This is a genomic window from Rummeliibacillus pycnus, from assembly GCF_050459865.1.
Taxonomy (GTDB): domain Bacteria; phylum Bacillota; class Bacilli; order Bacillales_A; family Planococcaceae; genus Rummeliibacillus; species Rummeliibacillus pycnus_B.
In genome coordinates, this window is sequence record NZ_JBCMNM010000004.1 from 1 (window position 1) to 20,747 (window position 20,747).

Annotated in this window: 22 protein-coding genes; all 22 read left to right on the top strand. The window is 34.3% G+C overall.

All coding sequences use genetic code 11. The features are described from left to right. The first annotated feature begins 380 nt into the window (after nucleotides 1–380). The 22 genes from ABE048_RS00550 (at nucleotide 381) to ABE048_RS00655 (ending at nucleotide 20,733) form a co-directional block, all read left to right on the top strand. A complete protein-coding gene (locus ABE048_RS00550; RefSeq protein WP_430308534.1) occupies nucleotides 381–1,052 on the top strand; it encodes a nuclear transport factor 2 family protein in 672 nt (223 codons plus the stop codon). Nucleotides 1,053–1,365: 313 nt separating this feature from the next. Then, a complete protein-coding gene (locus ABE048_RS00555; RefSeq protein ID WP_430308535.1) occupies nucleotides 1,366–2,208 on the top strand; it encodes a DegV family protein in 843 nt (280 codons plus the stop codon). Nucleotides 2,209–2,679: 471 nt separating this feature from the next. Beyond that, a complete protein-coding gene (locus ABE048_RS00560; protein ID WP_430308536.1) occupies nucleotides 2,680–4,143 on the top strand; it encodes a DEAD/DEAH box helicase in 1,464 nt (487 codons plus the stop codon). A 134-nt stretch (nucleotides 4,144–4,277) separates the two neighbouring features. After that, nucleotides 4,278–4,778 carry a ComF family protein gene (locus ABE048_RS00565; protein ID WP_430308537.1) on the top strand — a complete coding sequence of 167 codons (501 nt, stop codon included), beginning with the start codon at nucleotides 4,278–4,280 and terminating at the stop codon, nucleotides 4,776–4,778. 170 nt (nucleotides 4,779–4,948) lie between these two features. Next, entirely contained in the window at nucleotides 4,949–5,365 is a 417-nt protein-coding gene (locus tag ABE048_RS00570; RefSeq protein ID WP_430308538.1) for a TIGR03826 family flagellar region protein, read from the top strand. 179 nt (nucleotides 5,366–5,544) lie between these two features. Further along, on the top strand, nucleotides 5,545–5,808 hold the full coding sequence (gene flgM / locus ABE048_RS00575) for a flagellar biosynthesis anti-sigma factor FlgM (RefSeq protein WP_430308539.1): 264 nt from the start codon (nucleotides 5,545–5,547) through the stop codon (nucleotides 5,806–5,808). A gap of 16 nt (nucleotides 5,809–5,824) precedes the next feature. Next, nucleotides 5,825–6,319, top strand: coding sequence for a flagellar protein FlgN (locus ABE048_RS00580; RefSeq protein ID WP_430308540.1), 495 nt, complete (start codon nucleotides 5,825–5,827; stop codon nucleotides 6,317–6,319). 160 nt (nucleotides 6,320–6,479) lie between these two features. After that, nucleotides 6,480–8,150: a flagellar hook-associated protein FlgK gene (flgK, locus tag ABE048_RS00585; protein WP_430308541.1), complete on the top strand. Its 1,671-nt coding sequence runs from the start codon at nucleotides 6,480–6,482 to the stop codon at nucleotides 8,148–8,150. Between the two features lie 13 nt (nucleotides 8,151–8,163). Beyond that, nucleotides 8,164–9,276, top strand: coding sequence for a flagellar hook-associated protein FlgL (gene flgL / locus ABE048_RS00590; protein WP_430308542.1), 1,113 nt, complete (start codon nucleotides 8,164–8,166; stop codon nucleotides 9,274–9,276). A 63-nt stretch (nucleotides 9,277–9,339) separates the two neighbouring features. Next, nucleotides 9,340–9,903 (top strand): DUF6470 family protein, encoded by a 564-nt coding sequence (locus ABE048_RS00595; RefSeq protein WP_430308543.1) that lies wholly within the window; start codon nucleotides 9,340–9,342, stop codon nucleotides 9,901–9,903. 129 nt (nucleotides 9,904–10,032) lie between these two features. Then, nucleotides 10,033–10,476 (top strand): flagellar assembly protein FliW, encoded by a 444-nt coding sequence (gene fliW / locus ABE048_RS00600; RefSeq protein WP_430308544.1) that lies wholly within the window; start codon nucleotides 10,033–10,035, stop codon nucleotides 10,474–10,476. Then, nucleotides 10,476–10,688 carry a carbon storage regulator CsrA gene (gene csrA / locus ABE048_RS00605; RefSeq protein WP_430308545.1) on the top strand — a complete coding sequence of 71 codons (213 nt, stop codon included), beginning with the start codon at nucleotides 10,476–10,478 and terminating at the stop codon, nucleotides 10,686–10,688. The genes fliW and csrA overlap by 1 nt, the downstream gene beginning before the upstream one ends. A 344-nt stretch (nucleotides 10,689–11,032) precedes the next feature. Next, nucleotides 11,033–11,899 carry a flagellin Hag gene (gene hag / locus ABE048_RS00610; protein WP_430308546.1) on the top strand — a complete coding sequence of 289 codons (867 nt, stop codon included), beginning with the start codon at nucleotides 11,033–11,035 and terminating at the stop codon, nucleotides 11,897–11,899. Between the two features lie 114 nt (nucleotides 11,900–12,013). Beyond that, complete coding sequence (locus ABE048_RS00615; protein ID WP_430308547.1) at nucleotides 12,014–13,678, top strand: motility associated factor glycosyltransferase family protein; 1,665 nt, start codon at nucleotides 12,014–12,016, stop codon at nucleotides 13,676–13,678. After that, complete coding sequence (locus ABE048_RS00620; RefSeq protein WP_430308548.1) at nucleotides 13,668–14,003, top strand: hypothetical protein; 336 nt, start codon at nucleotides 13,668–13,670, stop codon at nucleotides 14,001–14,003. Before ABE048_RS00615 ends, ABE048_RS00620 begins: the two co-directional genes overlap by 11 nt. Before the next feature lie 9 nt (nucleotides 14,004–14,012). Beyond that, nucleotides 14,013–15,011 (top strand): NAD-dependent 4,6-dehydratase LegB, encoded by a 999-nt coding sequence (locus tag ABE048_RS00625; protein WP_430308549.1) that lies wholly within the window; start codon nucleotides 14,013–14,015, stop codon nucleotides 15,009–15,011. Then, nucleotides 15,011–16,159 carry a LegC family aminotransferase gene (locus ABE048_RS00630; RefSeq protein WP_430308565.1) on the top strand — a complete coding sequence of 383 codons (1,149 nt, stop codon included), beginning with the start codon at nucleotides 15,011–15,013 and terminating at the stop codon, nucleotides 16,157–16,159. Before ABE048_RS00625 ends, ABE048_RS00630 begins: the two co-directional genes overlap by 1 nt. 9 nt (nucleotides 16,160–16,168) lie before the next feature. Further along, entirely contained in the window at nucleotides 16,169–17,296 is a 1,128-nt protein-coding gene (gene neuC / locus ABE048_RS00635) for a UDP-N-acetylglucosamine 2-epimerase (protein WP_430308550.1), read from the top strand. Next, a complete protein-coding gene (gene neuB, locus ABE048_RS00640; RefSeq protein WP_430308551.1) occupies nucleotides 17,293–18,369 on the top strand; it encodes an N-acetylneuraminate synthase in 1,077 nt (358 codons plus the stop codon). Before neuC ends, neuB begins: the two co-directional genes overlap by 4 nt. Next, nucleotides 18,362–19,042, top strand: a complete 681-nt coding sequence (locus tag ABE048_RS00645) for an acetyltransferase (RefSeq protein ID WP_430308552.1) — start codon at nucleotides 18,362–18,364, stop codon at nucleotides 19,040–19,042. Before neuB ends, ABE048_RS00645 begins: the two co-directional genes overlap by 8 nt. Further along, complete coding sequence (locus ABE048_RS00650) at nucleotides 18,993–20,051, top strand: nucleotidyltransferase family protein (RefSeq protein WP_430308553.1); 1,059 nt, start codon at nucleotides 18,993–18,995, stop codon at nucleotides 20,049–20,051. The genes ABE048_RS00645 and ABE048_RS00650 overlap by 50 nt, the downstream gene beginning before the upstream one ends. Beyond that, complete coding sequence (locus ABE048_RS00655) at nucleotides 20,038–20,733, top strand: cytidylyltransferase domain-containing protein (RefSeq protein ID WP_430308554.1); 696 nt, start codon at nucleotides 20,038–20,040, stop codon at nucleotides 20,731–20,733. Before ABE048_RS00650 ends, ABE048_RS00655 begins: the two co-directional genes overlap by 14 nt. The last annotated feature ends 14 nt before the right edge of the window (nucleotides 20,734–20,747 follow it).

A 20,747-nucleotide genomic window follows, 5' to 3' on the forward strand; every position in this document is an offset into this window, starting at 1 on the left:
AGGAGGCTTGATGCTTGCCCGCGGAAAGCGCCTGTCTGTAGCGAACATCCAAACTGGATATAGAAAAATTAATTTTGTAGAAATGTTAGTATTTTAAAACCGAAAATAGATTTATTAAATTGATTCACTTTCAAGTTTACTTATAAGTCGACAAGATTATGGCATATTTCTGACGAAAAGTAACTTTATATGACATATAAATAGATTCTAGATTATACTAATTAAGTATGTCTTACTCGTATTTCGATAGAGACAAGCGAACTACATAGTAGAAACATATTTTAATCTATCTCGTCTTAATAATTATTAAGATAGCGGATATTATGAATTATAAGAAATTTGGGTATTCTAATCACAAGGAGAATGTAGGAGGGTTATAAATGGCTTTTAGAAAGTTAGCGCTTATCGGAGTTTGTGCTTTGATGTTAGCAGCTTGTGGTAACGATGAAAGTGCTAAAGAAAGTAGTTCTGGCTCGACAAAAGATACTGATTACACATCACAAAATAATTCGATTAATCATGGAATAACAGATACAAAGCAAAACAGCACAGAATCTACGAAAGATTCTACAAAATCAATAACAAGTGAAGATTCAACAAGTTCTAATAAAGAGGCATCAACTTCTAACAAAGATGATCAAGTAGGATTCGAAATAAATTCTAATGGTGAGGTTGAAGAAGCGAAATCTATTCCAAAAGATGAAAAGAAAGCAATTATTGCCGCTTTCAATGAGAATATAGATGCATTTAATGACAAAGACATTAATCGATATGCAGCAACAATTGCTGAAAAACCAAAAGGCTTCAACCGCCAAGAAGATATTGATTATGCGAAACAAGTCTTCAAAGAATATGATGCAAAACGTACTGCCAAAAATGTAACAATCAAAAAATACAAACAAGATTATGCAGAAGTATTTGCAAATGTAAAAGTGTTTATGAAACAAGATAACAACTCATTTACTCAACCAACGAATCAAGTATCCGTAATGGTCAAAGAAAATGGCAAATGGGTAATCTCAGCTATTTATGTAATGGGAACAAAAGAATAGATAATATACTTAAAGAATGCAGAGGATTTTCCCTTGCATTCTTTTTTTATCCCGCATTAACGGGCAGTAAGACCCCCACCTCAAGATTGAGAGAGAAGCGAAGAAGATAGGTGGGGGATAACTGCCCGTAAAAGCCCGATTGGTTCAACTAACCATCAGTGGGGATGAAGAAAACCCCCACTGATGGAAGTTTCACTTTATTGGAATTTGACCTACAACAGATTATCAGCCACACTGAAGAGAAAATATATTATTTAACATTCATAGGGATATATTATAAAATAATAAATTAGGTAGGAGTGTGAATTCATTTATGACAACAGCCATTGTAACAGATAGTACAGCCTATTTGTCCCAAGCTGAACAACAACAAAATAATATTCACGTAGTACCGCTTAGTGTAATTTTTGATCAGGAAACATTAGCAGAAGGCGTCGATATAGATGTTGCTACTTTTTATGATAAAGTTCGCGAAGTAAAGGAGCTTCCGAAGACTTCTCAGCCACCAATAGGCGAGTTTGTCAATTTATTTGAAAAACTAGCAAACGATTATGACGAAATCGTAACGATCCATTTATCAAGCGGTATTAGTGGTACATATCAAGGAGCAGTCCAAGCTGGCGAAATGGTCGATGGCATTGACGTTTACGGTTTTGACACCGAAATTGCTTGCGCAGTTCAAGGATTCTATGTAATAGAAGCTGGAAAAATGGCTCAAGAAGGAGCTTCGGCGAAAGAAATCATCGCAAGACTGAATGTAATGAAAAAATCAATAAAAGCATATTTCATGGTAGATGATCTTTCTCATTTGCAACGAGGTGGACGACTTTCAGCAGCATCAGCATTAATTGGCGGCTTACTTCAAGTTAAACCAATCTTGCATTTCCAAGAAAAAGTCATCGTACCTTTCGAAAAAATTCGCACACGTAAACGTGCACTAAAACGAGTGGAAGATTTATTAGGTGAAGATGTAGCTGAACATCCAAATATCGAAGCAGTTGTCATCCACGCAAACTGTGAAGCTGAAGGACAAGAATGGTTAGATGCACTTAGCGAAAGATATCCATCTGTAAACTTCAAACTTAGCTACTTTGGTCCGGTAATCGGCACCCACTTAGGTGAAGGATCTCTAGGACTTGGATGGTATAGAAATTAATATTATTTTGGTTCGATAAATCCCATCATGCTAAATTGGTGGGATTTTTTTATTGGTAGATTTTGATTAATAGTATGAAAAAATGTTCGTAGTCTACATCTGTTTCCTCGTGTTCTGGACTAATTCACTCGTATTTTGATTGGTGTCCTCATTTTTAACTAGGTGAATCGATTTGTTCATTGTGGAGCGGAAGACGGCGACTCCTACGGGAAAAGCTTGAGCTGAAAGCCCCGCAGGAACGTAGTGACGAGGAGATTGAAGCCAAGCCCGTGGAAAGCGCCGTCTGTAGCGGAACATCCAAATCTGATTTTGAAAAGTTAATGTGTAGAAATGTTCGTATTTAAAAATCGAATATGGTTTAGGTTTTTATATGTTCTTGAATTCAGCCTTGAAAATCCCTCATCCCTCTTGCAATCCTTTTCTAAAATATGTAAAATAAACCCAATCCAACCCCAGAATTGGAGGAATCTATTGCACTTTAAACTCAACAAAACGCAACCAGCTCAAAAACTTTCATCCCCATCTAATTTAATCAACTACCAACTTCGTGATTTTCTAACTGGTCGTTTATGGCTACGTGACCATTCTCCATTTATGGAAGAAACGATTAATAAGCATGTCCAAATGGGATATATCCAAACGATTCCAGGTGTACAAACAATCGCTTCTACCAACAAACTATTCTCAAAAATCAATTATATTTGTAATCGATGTCAAAATCAGAATCCAGAATTCTTCGCGACTTTCAATTGTGCTAATTGCGAGCAAATTTGTGTTTATTGCCGGCATTGTATCAATATGGGGAGAGTGAGCAACTGTTCGGATTTAATGAAATGGTCTGGACCAAAGCGTAAGCTAAATCTACCAAACCATTCAAAATCAAACCACTCTCATATTTTCCATTGGGAAGGTACATTTACACCGCAACAAAAGAAGGCATCGGAGGAACTGATTGATAGCGTCAAAAAGAATCGATATCATTTGACTCATGCGGTATGTGGAGCAGGGAAAACAGAGATTCTTTTTCCAGCTATTGCAGAATGCCTGAAAAGGAATAAAAGAGTCTGTGTTGCAACACCACGAACAGATGTTGTTCTCGAACTGGCTCCTCGTATTCAAAAAGTGTTTCCGAATACATTTGTACAAGCACTGTATGGTGGAGCAATAGTTGAAAATCGCTTTTCTCCACTGATTGTTGCAACCACTCATCAGCTCTATCGATTTATAGAAGCATTTGATATTGTCATAGTCGATGAGGCGGATGCTTTTCCATATACATTTGACAAAACCTTGCAACAAGCGGTCAATAAAGCAAAGAAACCGGATGCACCAATTTTCTATGTAACGGCAACGCCTTCTGAGGATTTAATTGAAAAAGTGAAAAAATTAAAAGGGGGCTATTCTTTTATTCCAAGAAGGTATCATGGGCATCCACTTCCAATTCCCAGGTACGACACGCTTTTTAACTACCAAAAACAAATGGCAAAAGGGAAGATTCCAAAAAAATTGCAAGATTGGACAAATTTGCGACTCGCTAACAACCAGCCTTTTTTAATATTTTTCCCAACAATCGAACTAATGGAGAAGGCTGTACCATTATTTCAAAAATACGATCCACAAATTGAAGCGGTTCATGCAGAGGATCCTGATCGCAAAGAAAAAGTACTCGCGCTTCGTGAAAAAAAGGTTCCGGGACTGCTCACAACAACAATTCTAGAAAGAGGCATTACCATTCCAATGGTACAAGTGGCGGTAGTTGGAGCTGAAAGTGGAATCTTCACGTCAAGTGCACTGATACAAGTAGGCGGCCGTGTTGGTCGCTCGGCTGATTGTCCAACTGGAGATTTAGTGTTTTATCACCATGGCATTACACTTGAAATGGATGAAGCAAGAAAAGAAATCATCAAACTAAATAAAATGGAAGTGCTGACATAATGAGAATTAACTCCAACAAAATAATACCAAGAACTGTTTCGAGATGCTATCTATGCAGCACACTATTACAAAATAAACTCACTTGGTGTAAACTACTCTCCAAAACAATTGAACCAGTCATTTGCGAAAAATGCTTGAAAAAATTTAAACCTATAACACCCGAAAAACAAAAATATGATGATGTTATATCGCTATATCACTATAATCTTCCGATGAAAGATTTTCTACATCAATATAAATTTTTCAAGGATATCGTATTAGCTGAAGTTTTTCGTGAGCAAATTCACAACTTTTTGAGGGATAAACAAGCCATCATTGTACCAATTCCGATGCATCCAGAAAAACTAAAGCAAAGAACATTTGCACATATCGATGAACTGCTAAATGTGGCGAACATACCCTATACACATTTTCTTGAGAAAAAATCGCCAATCACTCAATCGAGCAAATCGAAAATAGAAAGGGAACAATCTGAGCAACTTTTCAATTTGAAGCCAAATGTCAAAATTGAAGCAGTTCACTATATTTTAGTAGATGATATTGTCACAACTGGTACCACATTAAAACTTGCGAAATCGCTATTACTAAAAGCGGGTGCAGAAAAGGTAACTTCTTTTACCCTTATCCAAGGGTAGGAAATCTCAAAATAAATTTCTCAAATTCACTCAAAAGGTATCCAAAGTCCTATTATTTTGCTATGATGAAATGAGAAAATAAGACGAATAATAGTACACTTGTAAAATATTGTTCGGTAATGTCGACAATATGAATATACGTAGATAGAAACAGAGTTGGAGGTACTATAATGGGTGAGTTACGGAATTGTCCAAAATGCGGAAGTTTTTATAATTATACTGGCGTTAGAGAAATTTGTCCGAAATGTTCGCAAGATGAAGAAAAAATGTACGAAGTCGTTTACCGTTTTTTGCGTAAAAGAGAGAACCGTGCAGCTACAGTAGATCGAATTGTTGAAGCAACAGGAGTAGAAAAAGAACTATTATATAAATGGGTAAGAAAAAATAGATTACAGCCTGCCCTATTCCCTAACTTAGGCTATCCATGTGATAACTGTGGTCACCTAACAACTAAAGGGAAGCTTTGTGAAAGCTGTACAAAAGATCTGAAATCGAATCTAAACAAATTTGAAGCAGGACGAGAATTCAGAGAGAATATTGCAAAAAATGACAAAGCTACCTATTTATCAGAACGTAGAAAAAAATAAAGACCTAAGTCTCCATACAACCAATTTGTGTGGAGATTTATTTTTAAAAGGAAAATAGCACTATATAGTGATTGCAACACTAGTAAGTCTTTCGCTTTTCTTATATTTGACTTAACATCCCCTTAACTTATCCGAAATAATGTGTAGACATTAGAACGAATAGAATGGAGGTTAAAGAGATGAAAATCTATAACTATGGTGTGAATAAGATAAATCCTTATCAAAATCAATCATTAAAAACAGATCAAGTGAAGAGAAGTACACTGAACGTAACTGACCAACTAGAAATTTCTTCAGCTGCGAAGGACCTTCAAGGGATAAAAAGCTATACTGATGAAAGAACAGAACATGTACAGCAACTAAAGGAACAGGTGCAATCTGGTAATTATAAAGTAGATGCTCAAAAGCTTGCATCAGATCTTTTAAAATATTTCCACAGATAAAAAAGGAGTATAAAACATGTCGATTGATCCACTTCTATCCATCATGGATAAACTCGAAAAAATGCACAAAAGTCTGCTCAAAGTTTCTTATCACAAAACAGAGCTGATTAAAGTTGGAGACATGGATGGACTCGATCAAATTCTCAAGGATGAGCAAACGCATGTAGCTGCCATTTCACAACTTGAGCAACAACGCCAGAAAACGGTAACGGATTACCTAAGAGCTAAGGGGATTGCTCTATCTGGTCAAGCTACTGTTGCCGATGTTTTGGAAGCAGCTAGTACGACTGAAGAAAAAACAAAACTAGAAGAAGCACGGAAAAGACTATTACTCGTTATTGATCAATTAAAAAATCAAAACGATTTAAACCAAAAAATGATTTTCCAATCACTGCAATTCGTCAATATGACGTTAGATATACTACGTCCACAACCAGATCAAATTAACTATTCTAAGACTCAAGTACGTGGTGGTAGCATGCAACAAACGCATTTTGACTCACAAGCATAAAAGCACCTTCTCAAAGGTGCTTTTTTTCATAATAAAAATAGGATTAGTGATTAATTGTAGATTACTTCTTCAAAATTACCAATAACATCCGATTAAAAATATATATATAAGGAATTTAATAGACAACTGCACATCGCAGCTATATATAGGAGGTAAAAGAATGGGCTCCACATTTATGGGACTGGAAACAAGTAAGAGAGGTCTAACTACTCAGCAAAGCGCACTTTATACTGTAGGGCATAATATAGCAAATGCAAATACATTGGGCTATTCACGTCAACGTGTCAATATGGAAGCAACAATGGGCTTCCCAGGTGTTGGGATGAACGCTCCTAAAATTCCAGGTTTTTTAGGTACGGGTGTTCAAGCTGGCTCAGTTCAACGTATCCGTGATCAATTTGTCGATAATCAATACCGTCAAGAAACAACTAAATTAGGTTTTTGGTCAGCAAAATCAGATGCTATATCTCAAATGGAAGATATCTTATCCGAACCTTCTGAATATGGGTTAAATAAAGCGTTCGATAATTTCTATGCATCATTACAAGATTTAAGTACAAAGCCAGGTAGTGCAGCCACTCGAGCAGTTGTAGCACAACGTGGTGAACACTTAGCGGATTCGTTTAACTACCTTAGTAAACAACTAACAGAAATCCAAGGGAATCTCAAAAACGAAATTAGTGTAGAGTCCGATAAAGTAAACTCAATTATTCAACAAATCGCTGCATTAAACCAACAAATCGGTAACATTGAGCCAAACGGTTATCTACCAAATGATTTGTACGATGCACGTGATTCGCTTCTAGATCAACTTTCTGAATATTTCAATGTAACCGTTGATTACACACCTTCAGGTGGTAATGCATTACCTATAGCAGAAGGCTCTATGAATGTCTACATCAAACTAGACGATGGTACAAAAGTTCAAATAGTAAACAAAAATCAAGGGGCTACCATCACGGCAAATGGATATAAACCAAGTTCAACAAACGCAGATGGTACTATTAATTATACTCTTGGTGCTTTCGATAAATCAGATACCTATACTCCATTTACAAACTTTACTGTCGATATGGCTGGTGCAACAACTTCCATCAATTATGATCAAATCGATGATGTTGGCTCTGGTAAAATGGCTTCTTTGATTAATTCATATGGATATGCGAAGAAGTCTCCTTTAACAGATGATGGTTCTGGTGGTTGGAATACGGCACTTGCTTCTGTATCATCTAATGAGAATTTATCGGATGGTGTATACCCAGATAAATTGGAAGAATTGAATCTATTAGCAAGAGAATTTGCGAAGAAATTTAACGACATTCATAAGGCTGGCTTTACATTAGCAAAAGATGGAGCACCTTCTGCACCAGGAGATAATTTCTTTGTAGATGGAAGTGACAGTCCAAATGATACAACCATCACAGCAGCAAATATTAAAGTTAATGCTGACATTTTAAAAGATTTAAATAAAATTGCAGCTTCTACTGGTGAAGGTGAAGAAGGAAATGGTGAAAACGCAATTGCATTATCTAATTTAAAAACCACAACAATAGCAGGTTTAAATAATGCATCAGCACAAACTTATTACGAAGGTATCATCGGGAACTTAGGTGTCCTAGGCCAAGAAGCATCAACGATGACATACAGTTCAACAACAATCCAGTTAAATATTAGCAACAGACGCGCATCAGTTAGCGCTGTATCGTTAGATGAAGAAATGACGAATATGATTACATTCCAGCAAGCATACAATGCTTCTGCTCGTATGATCACAGTAGTAGACGAAACACTAGACAAAATCATCAACGGCATGGGCCGTGTAGGTTTATAGGAGGTAAATAATAATGCGTGTAACACAATCAATGCTTTCAAACAACCTGCTGCGTAACTTAAACACAAGTAATAGCAAAATGGGCAAACTACAAGAACAGCTTTCATCAGGCTCTAAACTAACTCGACCTTCCGATGATCCGGTAGCTACAGTTAAAGGCATAGGTTATCGAACAACCCTTACAAAAAACGCTCAATATACACGGAATATGAATGAAGTAAACAGCTGGCTTGATGCGTCTGATGAATCTCTTGGACAAGTAGGTAGCGCCCTTTCAAGGGTTCAAGAATTAGTAACACAAGCATCGAATGGTACAAACACAGAAGATGATCGTGATAAGATGCTAAAGGAAATTGAACAAATCCGTGCTCAAATTCGAGATATTGGAAATTCGAAAATCGGCGATAATTATATTTTTAGTGGAACGAAGACGGCAACACCGTTATATGATAAAAATGGTTTTATCGGGGGAACTGTAAAGGATACAACTTCAACGAATGTAAACTTTCCAGTGACATTGGATACAACTAGCGGAAACTATCTGGATGTAAATGGCAATACAGTTAACTTCGTGACTGATGGAAATACACCACCAACATTATTAACAGAAACAGGAGCTAATGGAGTTCCATTTACAATAGATGACAACGGTTATCCTTTAATTCCAGCGCAATCAGGTTTTAGCTCAAATGTACCCATTGAACTTTATAGCGGTATCACATTAGATGTTAACACAGAAGGATATGAACTATTTCAAAAAATTGATAACATGATGGCAAAAGTAGAAAGTAAATTGAAATCCGGTGATGATTCAAAAGAATTAATTGGTGATTTATTAGGAGGAACGGGTTCTTCAAAAGATCAATCAGGTGCGACAATCCAAGGTGCAATTGGTCTTGTATTAGAAGCTCGTGCAACAGTCGGAGCAAAGCAAAATAGAGCTGAATTGATGGCAGATCGTTTAAGTTCTCAAGAAATAAGTGTCACAAAGCAAATGTCTGACAATGAAGATGTAGATTATGAAAAAGCTATCACAAATCTAATCACTGAAGAATCCATCCACCGTGCAGCTCTTTCAGTTGGAGGAAGAATCATTCAACCTACATTAGTAGATTTCATCAATTAATCAATAGTTTGGAAGGCTCTCGTATTGTGATAAGGGAGCCTTTTTCATAAGGATGTGAGAATTATGAAATTAGATCAAATTCAAATCCGTACAACTGATGCTAAATTAGATTTGCATATAATAGACCCTGTTCAACATATAGAGCAACCTCGAGCACAACAACATATCGAACAACCAGCTGCTACTCTTGAAATCCATTCAGAAGCTGCCAAACTTTTTGTCGATTCTTCACAAGCCCATCGTGATTTAGGATTACTGACACCAAAAGAATCGGTAGAGCAAAATGCACAGAAAGGTAAACAAAAAGCAATGGAGGGAATTGCTCGACGTGCAAGTGAAGGTGACCAGATGATGAATATTTCAAAGAACTCTGGTAACGCTATACAACAAATTGCAGCGAGCAAAGCAATTCCTGCCCCTCCTCAAATGGCAATCACATGGAAGCCATCGGTAGGAGCAGTTAAAATACACTATCAAGCAGGAAATCTTGATATTAATATTCAACCTCACAAACCGAAGATTGATGTTCAAGTAGGAAAGGTTGTTCATGATTATACACAAGGGGACGTAACAGGTACCTTAGTACAAAGACCTTCAGTAGAAACAACTGTTATAAAAGCAAAATAAGAAAGGTGTATGCTAAATTAGCGTACACTTCTTTTTTGTGTCACAAATTTGAATGGAAAACAAACACAAATTTTAGTGTGTCTATGCTAAAATAACAGTAGAAAAGAATTAGGAAGAGGGATGAAGCCAATGAAAATTGATACTAAATTCTTAGGACAAGTAATAGTAACACCAGAACAACTATATTCTTTTGAAGAAGGCATTCCAGGCTTTCCAGAAGAAAAACAATTTGCACTCATCCCATTTGGTAAAGAAACACCATTTATCCTTTTACAATCAACGAAAACTACACAAATTGGTTTTGTCACGGCATTCCCATACACATTTAAAGCGGACTATGCATTTGACTTATCCAAACAAGACGTAGAAGCACTTAAGATCGAAAAACAAGAAGATATTATTACATACGCTATCGTCACCTTAAAAGACACATTACCAAACTCAACCATTAATTTACTAGCCCCAATCGTCATCAATACGAAAACAAAACAAGGACGACAAATTGTATTAAATGAAAACAACCAAGAACTACTACATTATCCCTTATATCCAGTTAAAGAAGGTGTAAAATAATGCTCGTCCTAACGCGTAAAACTGGGGAATCAATCATGATTGGCGATGATATCGAACTGAAAATCATTTCAGTAGAAGGGGATCAAGTAAAAATAGGAATCGATGCACCTCGTTCCGTAAAAGTATATCGTTCGGAGATTTATAAAGCGATTAAAGAGGAAAATAAAGCTGCGTTGAATTCTTCCATTGATTTGTTGAATGAATGGAAGTGAAATTTAGTGGACTATGCATAAAATCTTTAATATTTTTTATTAAAAATATAAACCAACAATAATTTTTCTGATTTAAGTTTAGATAGTAAAAAATATAGTAATTTCTACTTAAGTAAATCAATTTAAAGGTAGAAACAGTATTATAAGATTCTTTAATCATAATATACAAGTAAAATATGTTTAATAAAAATTTCTCATATAAATTATAAGGAAAATAATTTTAAATTTTTTTCTAAAATAAACTAAAGAATATAAAATATCTAACGATATATTAAGTGTAAGGCAATAGCCGAGCAGCTCCACAGGGACGTGGAAGCAAAACAAATTCAAGGAGGAATCTCACAATGAGAATTCAACACAATATCGCGGCTTTAAACACACACCGCAACTTAGCAGCAAACAACGCTGCAGCTTCTAAAAACTTAGAAAAATTATCTTCAGGTTACAAAATCAACCGCGCTGGTGATGACGCAGCTGGTCTTGCTATCTCTGAAAAAATGCGTGGTCAAATCTCTGGTTTAGATATGGCTTCTAAAAACGCTAACGATTCTATCTCTTTAATCCAAACTGCTGAGGGTGCTCTTAACGAAACTCACTCAATTCTACAACGTATGCGTGAATTAGCAGTACAATCTTCTAACGATACAAATACAGCAGATGACCGTTTAAAATTACAAGCAGAAACAGATCAATTAGCAAAAGAAATCAACCGTATTTCTGATACAACAGAATTCAATACTAAAAAGTTATTAAATGGTAACTTAAGTGGTGCAGCTGTAGCAGGTACTCGTGATGGTACATTAACATTCCATATTGGTGCAAACGAAGGTCAAACAATGACATTAGATATTGCAAACTTAAATGCTAGTACACTATCTGTAGGTACAGGTGCTGGTGAAGCTGGTAAAGGTATTAAGATTTCAACACAAACTGGTGCAGAAGCAGCAATTACATCAATTGATAAAGCAATCAATACAGTATCTTCAACACGTTCAAACCTAGGTGCGGTACAAAACCGTTTAGAACACACAATCAACAACTTAGGTGCAGCTTCAGAAAACTTAACAGCTGCAGAATCTCGTATTCGTGATACTGATATGGCTAAAGAAATGATGACTTTCACTAAAAACAACATCTTAACTCAAGCAGCACAATCTATGTTAGCTCAAGCTAACCAACAACCACAAGGTGTTCTTCAATTATTACAATAATAATTAGCATCTTAAGCACTTCTCAATTGAGAAGTGCTTTTTTTATTAATGATTTCACAGTTTGAATTAATTTATATCATTTATATCCGATAATTATAGAAAGGAGCTATGATAATGAATGAATATTTAAAAAGTAACAGCGGTCTTGAAGTTGTAAAAATTAATGGGTATTTAACCCATAGTATATATAATCCTATAAAAGAAGCCGAAAAATTTGTAGAAAAGAATATAGAAGACGTACAAATACATTTTATTTATGGATATGGTAATGGCTATATTGTAAAGAAATTTCTAGAAAACAATATTTTTAATACAAGGTACATTATTATCGATCCTTTTATCGATATTTCATCTTTACAAGATGAAAATGCAGATTTTATATTTTTTCAAGATATTAATTTGTTGAAAGAAAAAATACGGGCTTATATTACTATAAATAATAATATTAAGGTTACTTGTTCTTTAAATTACGATAAAATAGATCCATCTTTATATCTAGATTTTTTAAATATGTTGAAGGAATTAATGAGTTTATCGAAAGTTAATGAAAATACCGTTCTTGTTAGAGCATATTTATGGTATGAAAACTATTTGAATAATTTGATATATGAAGATTCATCGATTGTTAATTTAAAAAAAATAACGAATATGCCGATAGTAGTTGCGTCTGGTGGTCCATCGTTAACTAAACAATTACCTTTATTAAAAAAGTATCGTAAGCATCTTATTTTAATATCAGCGGGATCGACAACTAATTCTTTAGTTTCTGAAAATATTATTCCAGATTTTGTTTTATCGATAGATGGGCATCTTAGAAATTATGAACACTTTAAATTATTAAATTTTGATGAAAATACAAAATTTATTTATAGTATGTATAGCTATCCTAAAATTAGAGAAAGTTTTTTAGAAGGTTATTATTTCTTAGACAAATCGGCAGAAACGTTAGGAACACATTTATATAAAAATAAAGGTGAAGAGACAGTTATTTTAAACGGTGGTGGCAGTGTCGCTCATTATGCGTTAATATTTGCGACTTATATTACAACAGGTCCAATTTGTTTAATTGGACAAGATTTAGCTTACACAGATGGTAAATCACATGCTAAAAATAATGTTTTTGCAAAAGAAATGACTAAACAGGAGAATGCTAATTTATTAGAGATAGAAGGCTATTATGGTGATACTGTATTAACTGACTATATGTTTTTATCAATGAAACGAAGCTTTGAAGGGTTAATGGAAAATATAGATAAAAATAGTATATATAATTGTACTGAAGGTGGAGCCTTAATTAAAGGAATGCCAAATGAAACATTCAATCATTTTTGTGAAATGTATGTCGAACTAGATAAAACATTCTCCTTTAAAAAAGTAGCTAAAAAAGGGCAAACAAACGTGTTGTTTAAAGCGTTAAAAAAAGAACAAGAAAATTATTTAGAAATTGAAAAAGCGATCAATAGTAATTTAACTTTAATTAAAAAGGCAAAAAAATTAAATGCTTATACAAACGATATTTTGAGAAAAATGGATAGAAATGATTTGGATATAAAAAAAATTACAGAATATACAGCTTTACCGATTGCATTTCAACCTATTAGTATTAATGTGCATCGTAATTTTAAGCGACATATTCACGAGACACAAAAAATGAAATTAATGCATTCTTTCGAAGAAAATGAATTTTTATATACAGAGATGAAAAATGTTTTATTGGTTGGAAAAGAGAAAATACATGAATATATTAAAAAAGTAGGAGAAAATGAACATGAACATTAATTCAGTAGAAGTTTTAGAGGAATATACTACTTATATTAGAGATTTACCTAGTGGTTTAAAGAAAATTTTAAATAACATAGAAATGGAAAATTATGAGGTTGTTCCTCATCAAATTTTATTACTTACTGAAGGAATGGAGTGGCTACTTTCTGCTAATCAGTATTTAATAAGTAATAATACAGTATCAGAAAATGTAATCGAAGTACTTAATCCGCATTTAGAATCTTTACTAAATGGGTTAGGGAAAAAAGACTATGTTTTAATTTCAGATATTGTTGAGTATGAGCTAATTCCATATTTTGAAGAACTAAAAGAATTAAATTAAGGTGATAACATGAAAAAAATACTAGTAACTGGGGCAGATGGATTTATCGGCTCTCATTTAACAGAAGAGCTTGTAAGTCAAGGATATGATGTAAGAGCATTTGTAAATTATAACTCCTTTAACTCATGGGGATGGCTGGATTCTACAGATAAAGAAATTAAAGAAAATTTAGATGTCTTTTCAGGGGATATTCGTGATCCTTTTGGTGTAAAAGAAGCGATGAAGGGTTGTTCGCATGTATTGAATCTTGCAGCATTGATTGCGATTCCTTATTCCTATCACTCACCAGCAACATATATTGATACGAATATTAATGGTGCATTGAATATCGTTCAAGCTGCACGTGAATTAGGCGTGGAAAAAGTAGTCCAAACTTCAACGAGTGAAGTTTACGGTACAGCATTATATGTACCAATCGATGAAGAACATCCATTACAAGGTCAATCGCCATATTCTGCATCAAAAATTGGTGCTGATCAAATGGCAATATCGTTTTATCGCTCATTTGATACGCCTGTATCCATTATACGTCCATTTAATACGTATGGTCCTCGTCAATCTGCGCGTGCAGTCATTCCGACAATTATTAGCCAACTTGCTAATGGAAAAGAAACAATTAAGTTAGGTGCAATTAGTCCGACACGTGACTTTAATTTTGTGAAGGATACCGTATCAGGATTTATTTCTGTTATGAAATCTGAAAAATCAATTGGTGAAGTGATTAATATCGGCTCGAATTATGAAGTATCAATTGGCGAAACAGCTGAAATGATTGCCGATATTATGAATGTTAACTTAACCATTGAAACAGATGAGCAACGTTTACGACCAGAAAAAAGTGAAGTTAATCGCTTATGGGCAGAAAATAAAAAAGCGAAAGAATTGCTCGGATGGCAGCCACAATACGGTGGTAAAGAAGGTTTCCGCAAAGGTCTTGAGGAAACAATTGAATGGTTTACAAATCCACATAATTTAGCTCAATATAAGGCAGATGTTTATAATATATGATGAATTCTAAATGGAAATACTTTGTAGATGAAGTGAAGGAACATTATGCTAAAGAATTTATACCACTACATGAACCAACCTTTAATGAAAAAGAACTTGAATACGTTACAGATTGTGTGAAATCTGGCTGGGTATCATCTGTTGGGAAATACGTTAGTCAATTTGAAGAGGATTTAGCAAAGTTAACAGGTGTAAAAAGAGCAGTAGCCGTTGTAAATGGTACTGCTGCTCTACATATTGCTTTAAAAGTTGCAGGTGTTCAACCTAATGATGAAGTGTTGATGCCTGCACTAACTTTTGTGGCAACGGCAAATGCTATATCTTATATTGGTGCAGTTCCACATTTCGTAGATGTTTCAAGAGTTTCATTGGGGCTAGATCCAATGAAGTTAGATACTCATTTGGAAAAAATTGCAGTAAAACAAAATGGTGAACTTATTAATAAAGAAACTGGGCGTGTTATTCGAGCGGTTGTACCTATGCATACATTTGGACATCCTGTTGAACTAGATGAATTACAAATTATTTGTGATAAATATGGTTTAGCTTTAGTTGAGGATGCTGCTGAATCACTAGGATCCTATTATAAAGGAAAACATACTGGTGGTTTTGGTCATGTAAATGCAATTAGTTTTAATGGCAATAAAATTGTAACAACAGGTGGTGGTGGTGCAATTTTAACCAATGATGATACTCTTGCTGATTATGCGAAACATATTACTACAACAGCAAAAGTACCACATCGCTGGGAGTATGTTCACGATGAAATTGCCTATAATTACAGAATGCCGAATATCAATGCAGCGCTAGGGTGTGCTCAGCTTGAAAAAGTCCCAACATTCATTAAACAAAAACGTGACTTAACCCATTTTTATAGTGAGTTGTTAGAAGAGATAGATGGAGTGCAATTGTTTAAAGAACCTGAATATGCTCAAAGTAATTATTGGCTACAGACTTTAATCATCGATGAATCTCAGAATAGGAACGAGCTCCTTAAATATTTTAATGAGAATGGTATAATGAGCCGCCCAATTTGGCAACCAATGCATTATTTAAAACAGTTTTCAGATTGTCCAAGAGATGATTTATCAGTAATTGAAAATTTGGAAAAAAGAATTATAAATGTACCAAGTACACCTGAGAAGTGAGGAATTTTGATGGAGAAACGGAAAATTTGTGTTGTAACTGGAACACGAGCAGAGTACGGTTTGCTTAGAAATTTAATGAGAAAAATCCAAAAAGAGGATTTATTTGAATTACAAATAGTAGCGACAGGTACCCATTTATCTCCTGAATTTGGACTTACTTATCATCAAATAGAGGAAGATGGTTTTTATATTGATGAAAAAGTAGAAATGCTTTTATCGTCGGATACTCCAATAGCTGTAGTGAAATCAATGGGTCTTGCAACCATTGGATTTGCTACGGCTTTTGAACGTTTACTCCCGGATTTACTGATTATTTTAGGGGATAGGTATGAAATGCTTGCTGTAGCTCAGACGGCTTTAATAATGCAAATACCTATTGCACATGTTCATGGGGGAGAAAATACATTTGGTGCATATGATGATGCAATTAGACATTCAATTACAAAGATGGCTACATGGCATTTTACTAGTACGGAGTCACACCAGAAACGGGTAATTCAATTGGGCGAGAATCCAAATAGAGTATTTAATGTAGGTGCAATGGGAATTGAACAAATATATAAGATGGAGTATTTAACTAAAAAAGAAGTTTATGATAATTTAGGTTTGGACGAAAATAATAGTATGTTTTTAATAACATATCATCCAGAAACAAATGGAGAAACAAATGGGATTCATGAGTTATTAAATGCTCTAAAGACGTTTAACGCAAATATGGTTTTTACAAAAGCAAATGCCGATAACGGTGGAAGATATATCAATCAATCTATTCAAGAATTTGTAGCACAGCATACCAATGCTAAACTATTTGATTCATTAGGTCAGCTGCGCTATTTAAGTTCACTAAAATATGCCGATGTTGTAATTGGAAACTCCTCTAGTGGATTAATTGAAGCGCCATATTTGGAGACACCTACCGTAAACATTGGAAGTCGTCAAAAAGGAAGAGAATGTCCTAACTCGGTTATTAATACAAAAATCGACTCTACTGACATTGAAAATGCTATTAAAAAGGCGTTGAAATATAGTAAATCTTTTGAACATATTTTTGGTAACGGTGAATCATCAGATTTAATCAATGACATATTAAAAACAAAAGAACATTATAAAGTTCAAAAGGAGTTTTATGATTTATGACACATACTTATATAATTGCTGAAGCAGGAGTCAATCATAATGGCTCTTTTTATTTAGCAAAGAAATTAGTGGATGCTGCAAAGAAAGCAAAAGCCGATGCGGTAAAATTTCAAACGTTTAAAGCTGAAAATCTAGTTACGAAGACAGCAAAACAAGCAGAGTATCAAATTGAAAATCTAGGAGAATCATCTTCACAATTCGAAATGCTGAAATCATTAGAATTGACTTATCAAGAGTTTGCTGATTTGAAACAGTATTGCGACGATTTAGATATAGAATTTTTATCGACACCTTTTGATTATGAAAGTGTAGATTTTTTAATTGATACGCTAGGGCTAGAAACAATGAAAATACCATCAGGGGAATTAACTAATTCGCCATTTATCCATTATATTGCAACCAAGCGACCAAAAATCATTATATCAACAGGTATGGCTAACATAGAAGAAATACATACAGCACTTCGGTTTATAGCATATGGTTTAGCATTTCCATCTGAACCAGTTGATATCCATGAAGTACATAAATTCTATAGTAGTCACGAAGCAAAGGCTATTTTAAAAAAATACATTACGATTCTACATTGCACAACAGAATATCCTGCTCCCTTTGAAACAGTTAACTTAAAAGCAATGAATCATTTAAAAGAAGAAACAGGTTTACAAATTGGTTTTTCAGATCATTCAAAAGGTATTTCGGTACCAATTGCTGCAGTAGCATTAGGTGCAACAGTTATAGAAAAGCATTTTACCCTTGATAGAACAATGGAGGGACCAGATCATATTGCTTCTTTAGAACCTTTTGAATTAACAGAAATGATCAAAAGTATTCGAGATGTGGAATTATCTTTAGGTACAGGAGTAAAAAAACCTGCTGATGTTGAACTGAAAAACAAGCAAGCAGCTAGAAAAAGTTTAGTAGCTACTTCAAATATTACAAAGGGTGAAATTTTTACTGCAAAAAATTTAGATGTTAAACGACCTGGAGATGGTATGTCACCCGATTCGTATTGGTCTTTATTAGGCAAAAAGTCTAGTAAAAATTATGAACAGGATGAATTAATTGATGAATAAGCCGATAATTATATTAGGTAATGGTGGTCATGCTGCCGTTCTTACAGATATTTTAATAGCTAAACAAAGAGAAATTCTTGGGTATACAGCATCAAAAAAAGAAGCAAACACATATGGCTTAAAGTACCTTGGAGATGATATCTCAATTGTTAAACAGTATTCACCAGAATCGGTTGAATTAGTTCTGGGAATAGGAAGTTTAAAGCCCTCTGAGTTTCGAATGGATTTATTTAATTTCTTTAAGAATAAAGGATTTACTTTTGCAACTTGTATACACCCTTCAGCCATAATCGCGAATAATGCATTTATAGCTGAAGGTGTACAGATTATGGCAGGTGCGATTATACAACCAAGGTCGATTATAAAAGAGATAAGTGTGATTAATACGGGTTCTATTGTTGAGCATGATTGCATGATTGAAAGAAGTATCCATATTGCTCCTGGTGTAGTGATGTCGGGGAATGTTCATATTGAAGAATTCTCACATATTGGAACTGGAGCGAAGATTATTCAGAATATTAATATTGGACATCATGCAATGGTTGGCGCAGGTGCAGTTGTCGTAAAAGATGTAGCACCAGAAAAAGTAGTAATGGGGATACCTGCAAAGGAAGTGAAGTACATTGAAAATATGGAAACAAACACTAGTGAATACAAAAACCTCGATACTTGAGACTATGAGAATTATTGATAATTCTTCGTTACAATTTGCTGTTGTTGTTGACGAGAATTTACATTTATTAGGAACAGTAACTGATGGAGATATTCGTAGAGGGTTATTAAACGGTATAAGTCTTAATGACGAAGTTGATTTAGTTATGAATTGTCAACCTATTATTTCATCCTCTGATAAATCTTATCACCAAAATGTAAACTTACTAAAAGAAAAGAAGCTAAGACAATTACCTATAATCGATCATACAAATAAATTAGTAAATATTATTTTCTCAGATGAACTAAATGCGACACAATATAAAACAAATTTTGTTGTATTGATGGCAGGGGGGCTAGGTACAAGATTACGCCCTCTAACTGATCATACTCCTAAACCAATGCTGAATGTAGGGAGTAAACCAATTTTAGAAACAATTATTGAAGGATTTAAAAATCATGGGTTTGTAAACTTTATTATTTGTGTGAATTACAAGAAAGAGGTTATTCAAAATTATTTTCAAGATGGCTCTGCATTTGGCGTGAATATTGAATATATCGAAGAGGAAAAAAGGATGGGAACTGCTGGAGCCTTATCATTATTAAAACATAAACCGATGGAACCTTTTTTTGTTATGAATGCAGACCTCTTAACACAGGTGAATTTTGAACAGTTATTACATTTTCATGAGGAAAATCATTCTGTTGCAACAATGTGTGTCAGAGAGTATGAATATCAAATTCCATTTGGTGTAATAGAGACAAATGGGCAAAATTTAATTTCTATTAAAGAAAAGCCGGTACATAAGAACTTTGTAAATGCAGGAATCTATATTTTAAATCCAGAAGTTTTGGATGTCATTCCAAAAGATCAATTTTTTGATATGCCAAATCTTTTTAATGAACTGATTGAGCAAGAAGAAAATACAACTGCTTTTCCAGTAAGAGAATATTGGCTTGATATCGGAAGAATTGCTGATTATGAAAAAGCTAATGCAGAAATGAGTAAAGGGATGAGTGTATTTGAATAATCGACCAACTTTTCTGGCGGTCATACCTGCAAGAGGAGGATCTAAAGGAATACCAAGAAAAAATATAAAGCTAATAGCAGGAAAACCTTTAATTGCATGGACTATAGAAGCTGCTAAACAATCAAAATACATTTCTCGAATAATTTTATCGTCTGAAGACGAGGAAATTATTAAAGTTGCACAACAATATGGTTGTGAAGTACCTTTTATTCGCCCTAAAAGCTTAGCAGAGGATGATACGCCTGGAGTATTACCAGTATTACATGCGATTGAACAATGTCCAGGATATGATTATGTCATTTTATTACAGCCAACATCCCCTTTAAGAACAGCAGAAGATATAGATTGTGCTATTGAAAGGATGCTTGATTCACAAGCTCTTTCCTGTGTGAGTGTAAAAGAATCTACTGAAAGTCCATATTGGACATATACATTGGATGATACTAAATCACAATTAAAGAATTTTATTGATGTATCTGATTTAAACATTTCAAGAAGACAACTATTACCTAAAACTTATGTCTTAAATGGTGCAATTTATATAAATTCTACTAAACATCTCTTGTCCAATAAATCACTTATTACAACAGAAACAATTGGGTATGTTATGGATGATTTACACTCCCAGGATATTGATACATATTTAGATTTTGATATATGTGAGTTATTACTTAAAAAGTGAGTAACAAAAATTGT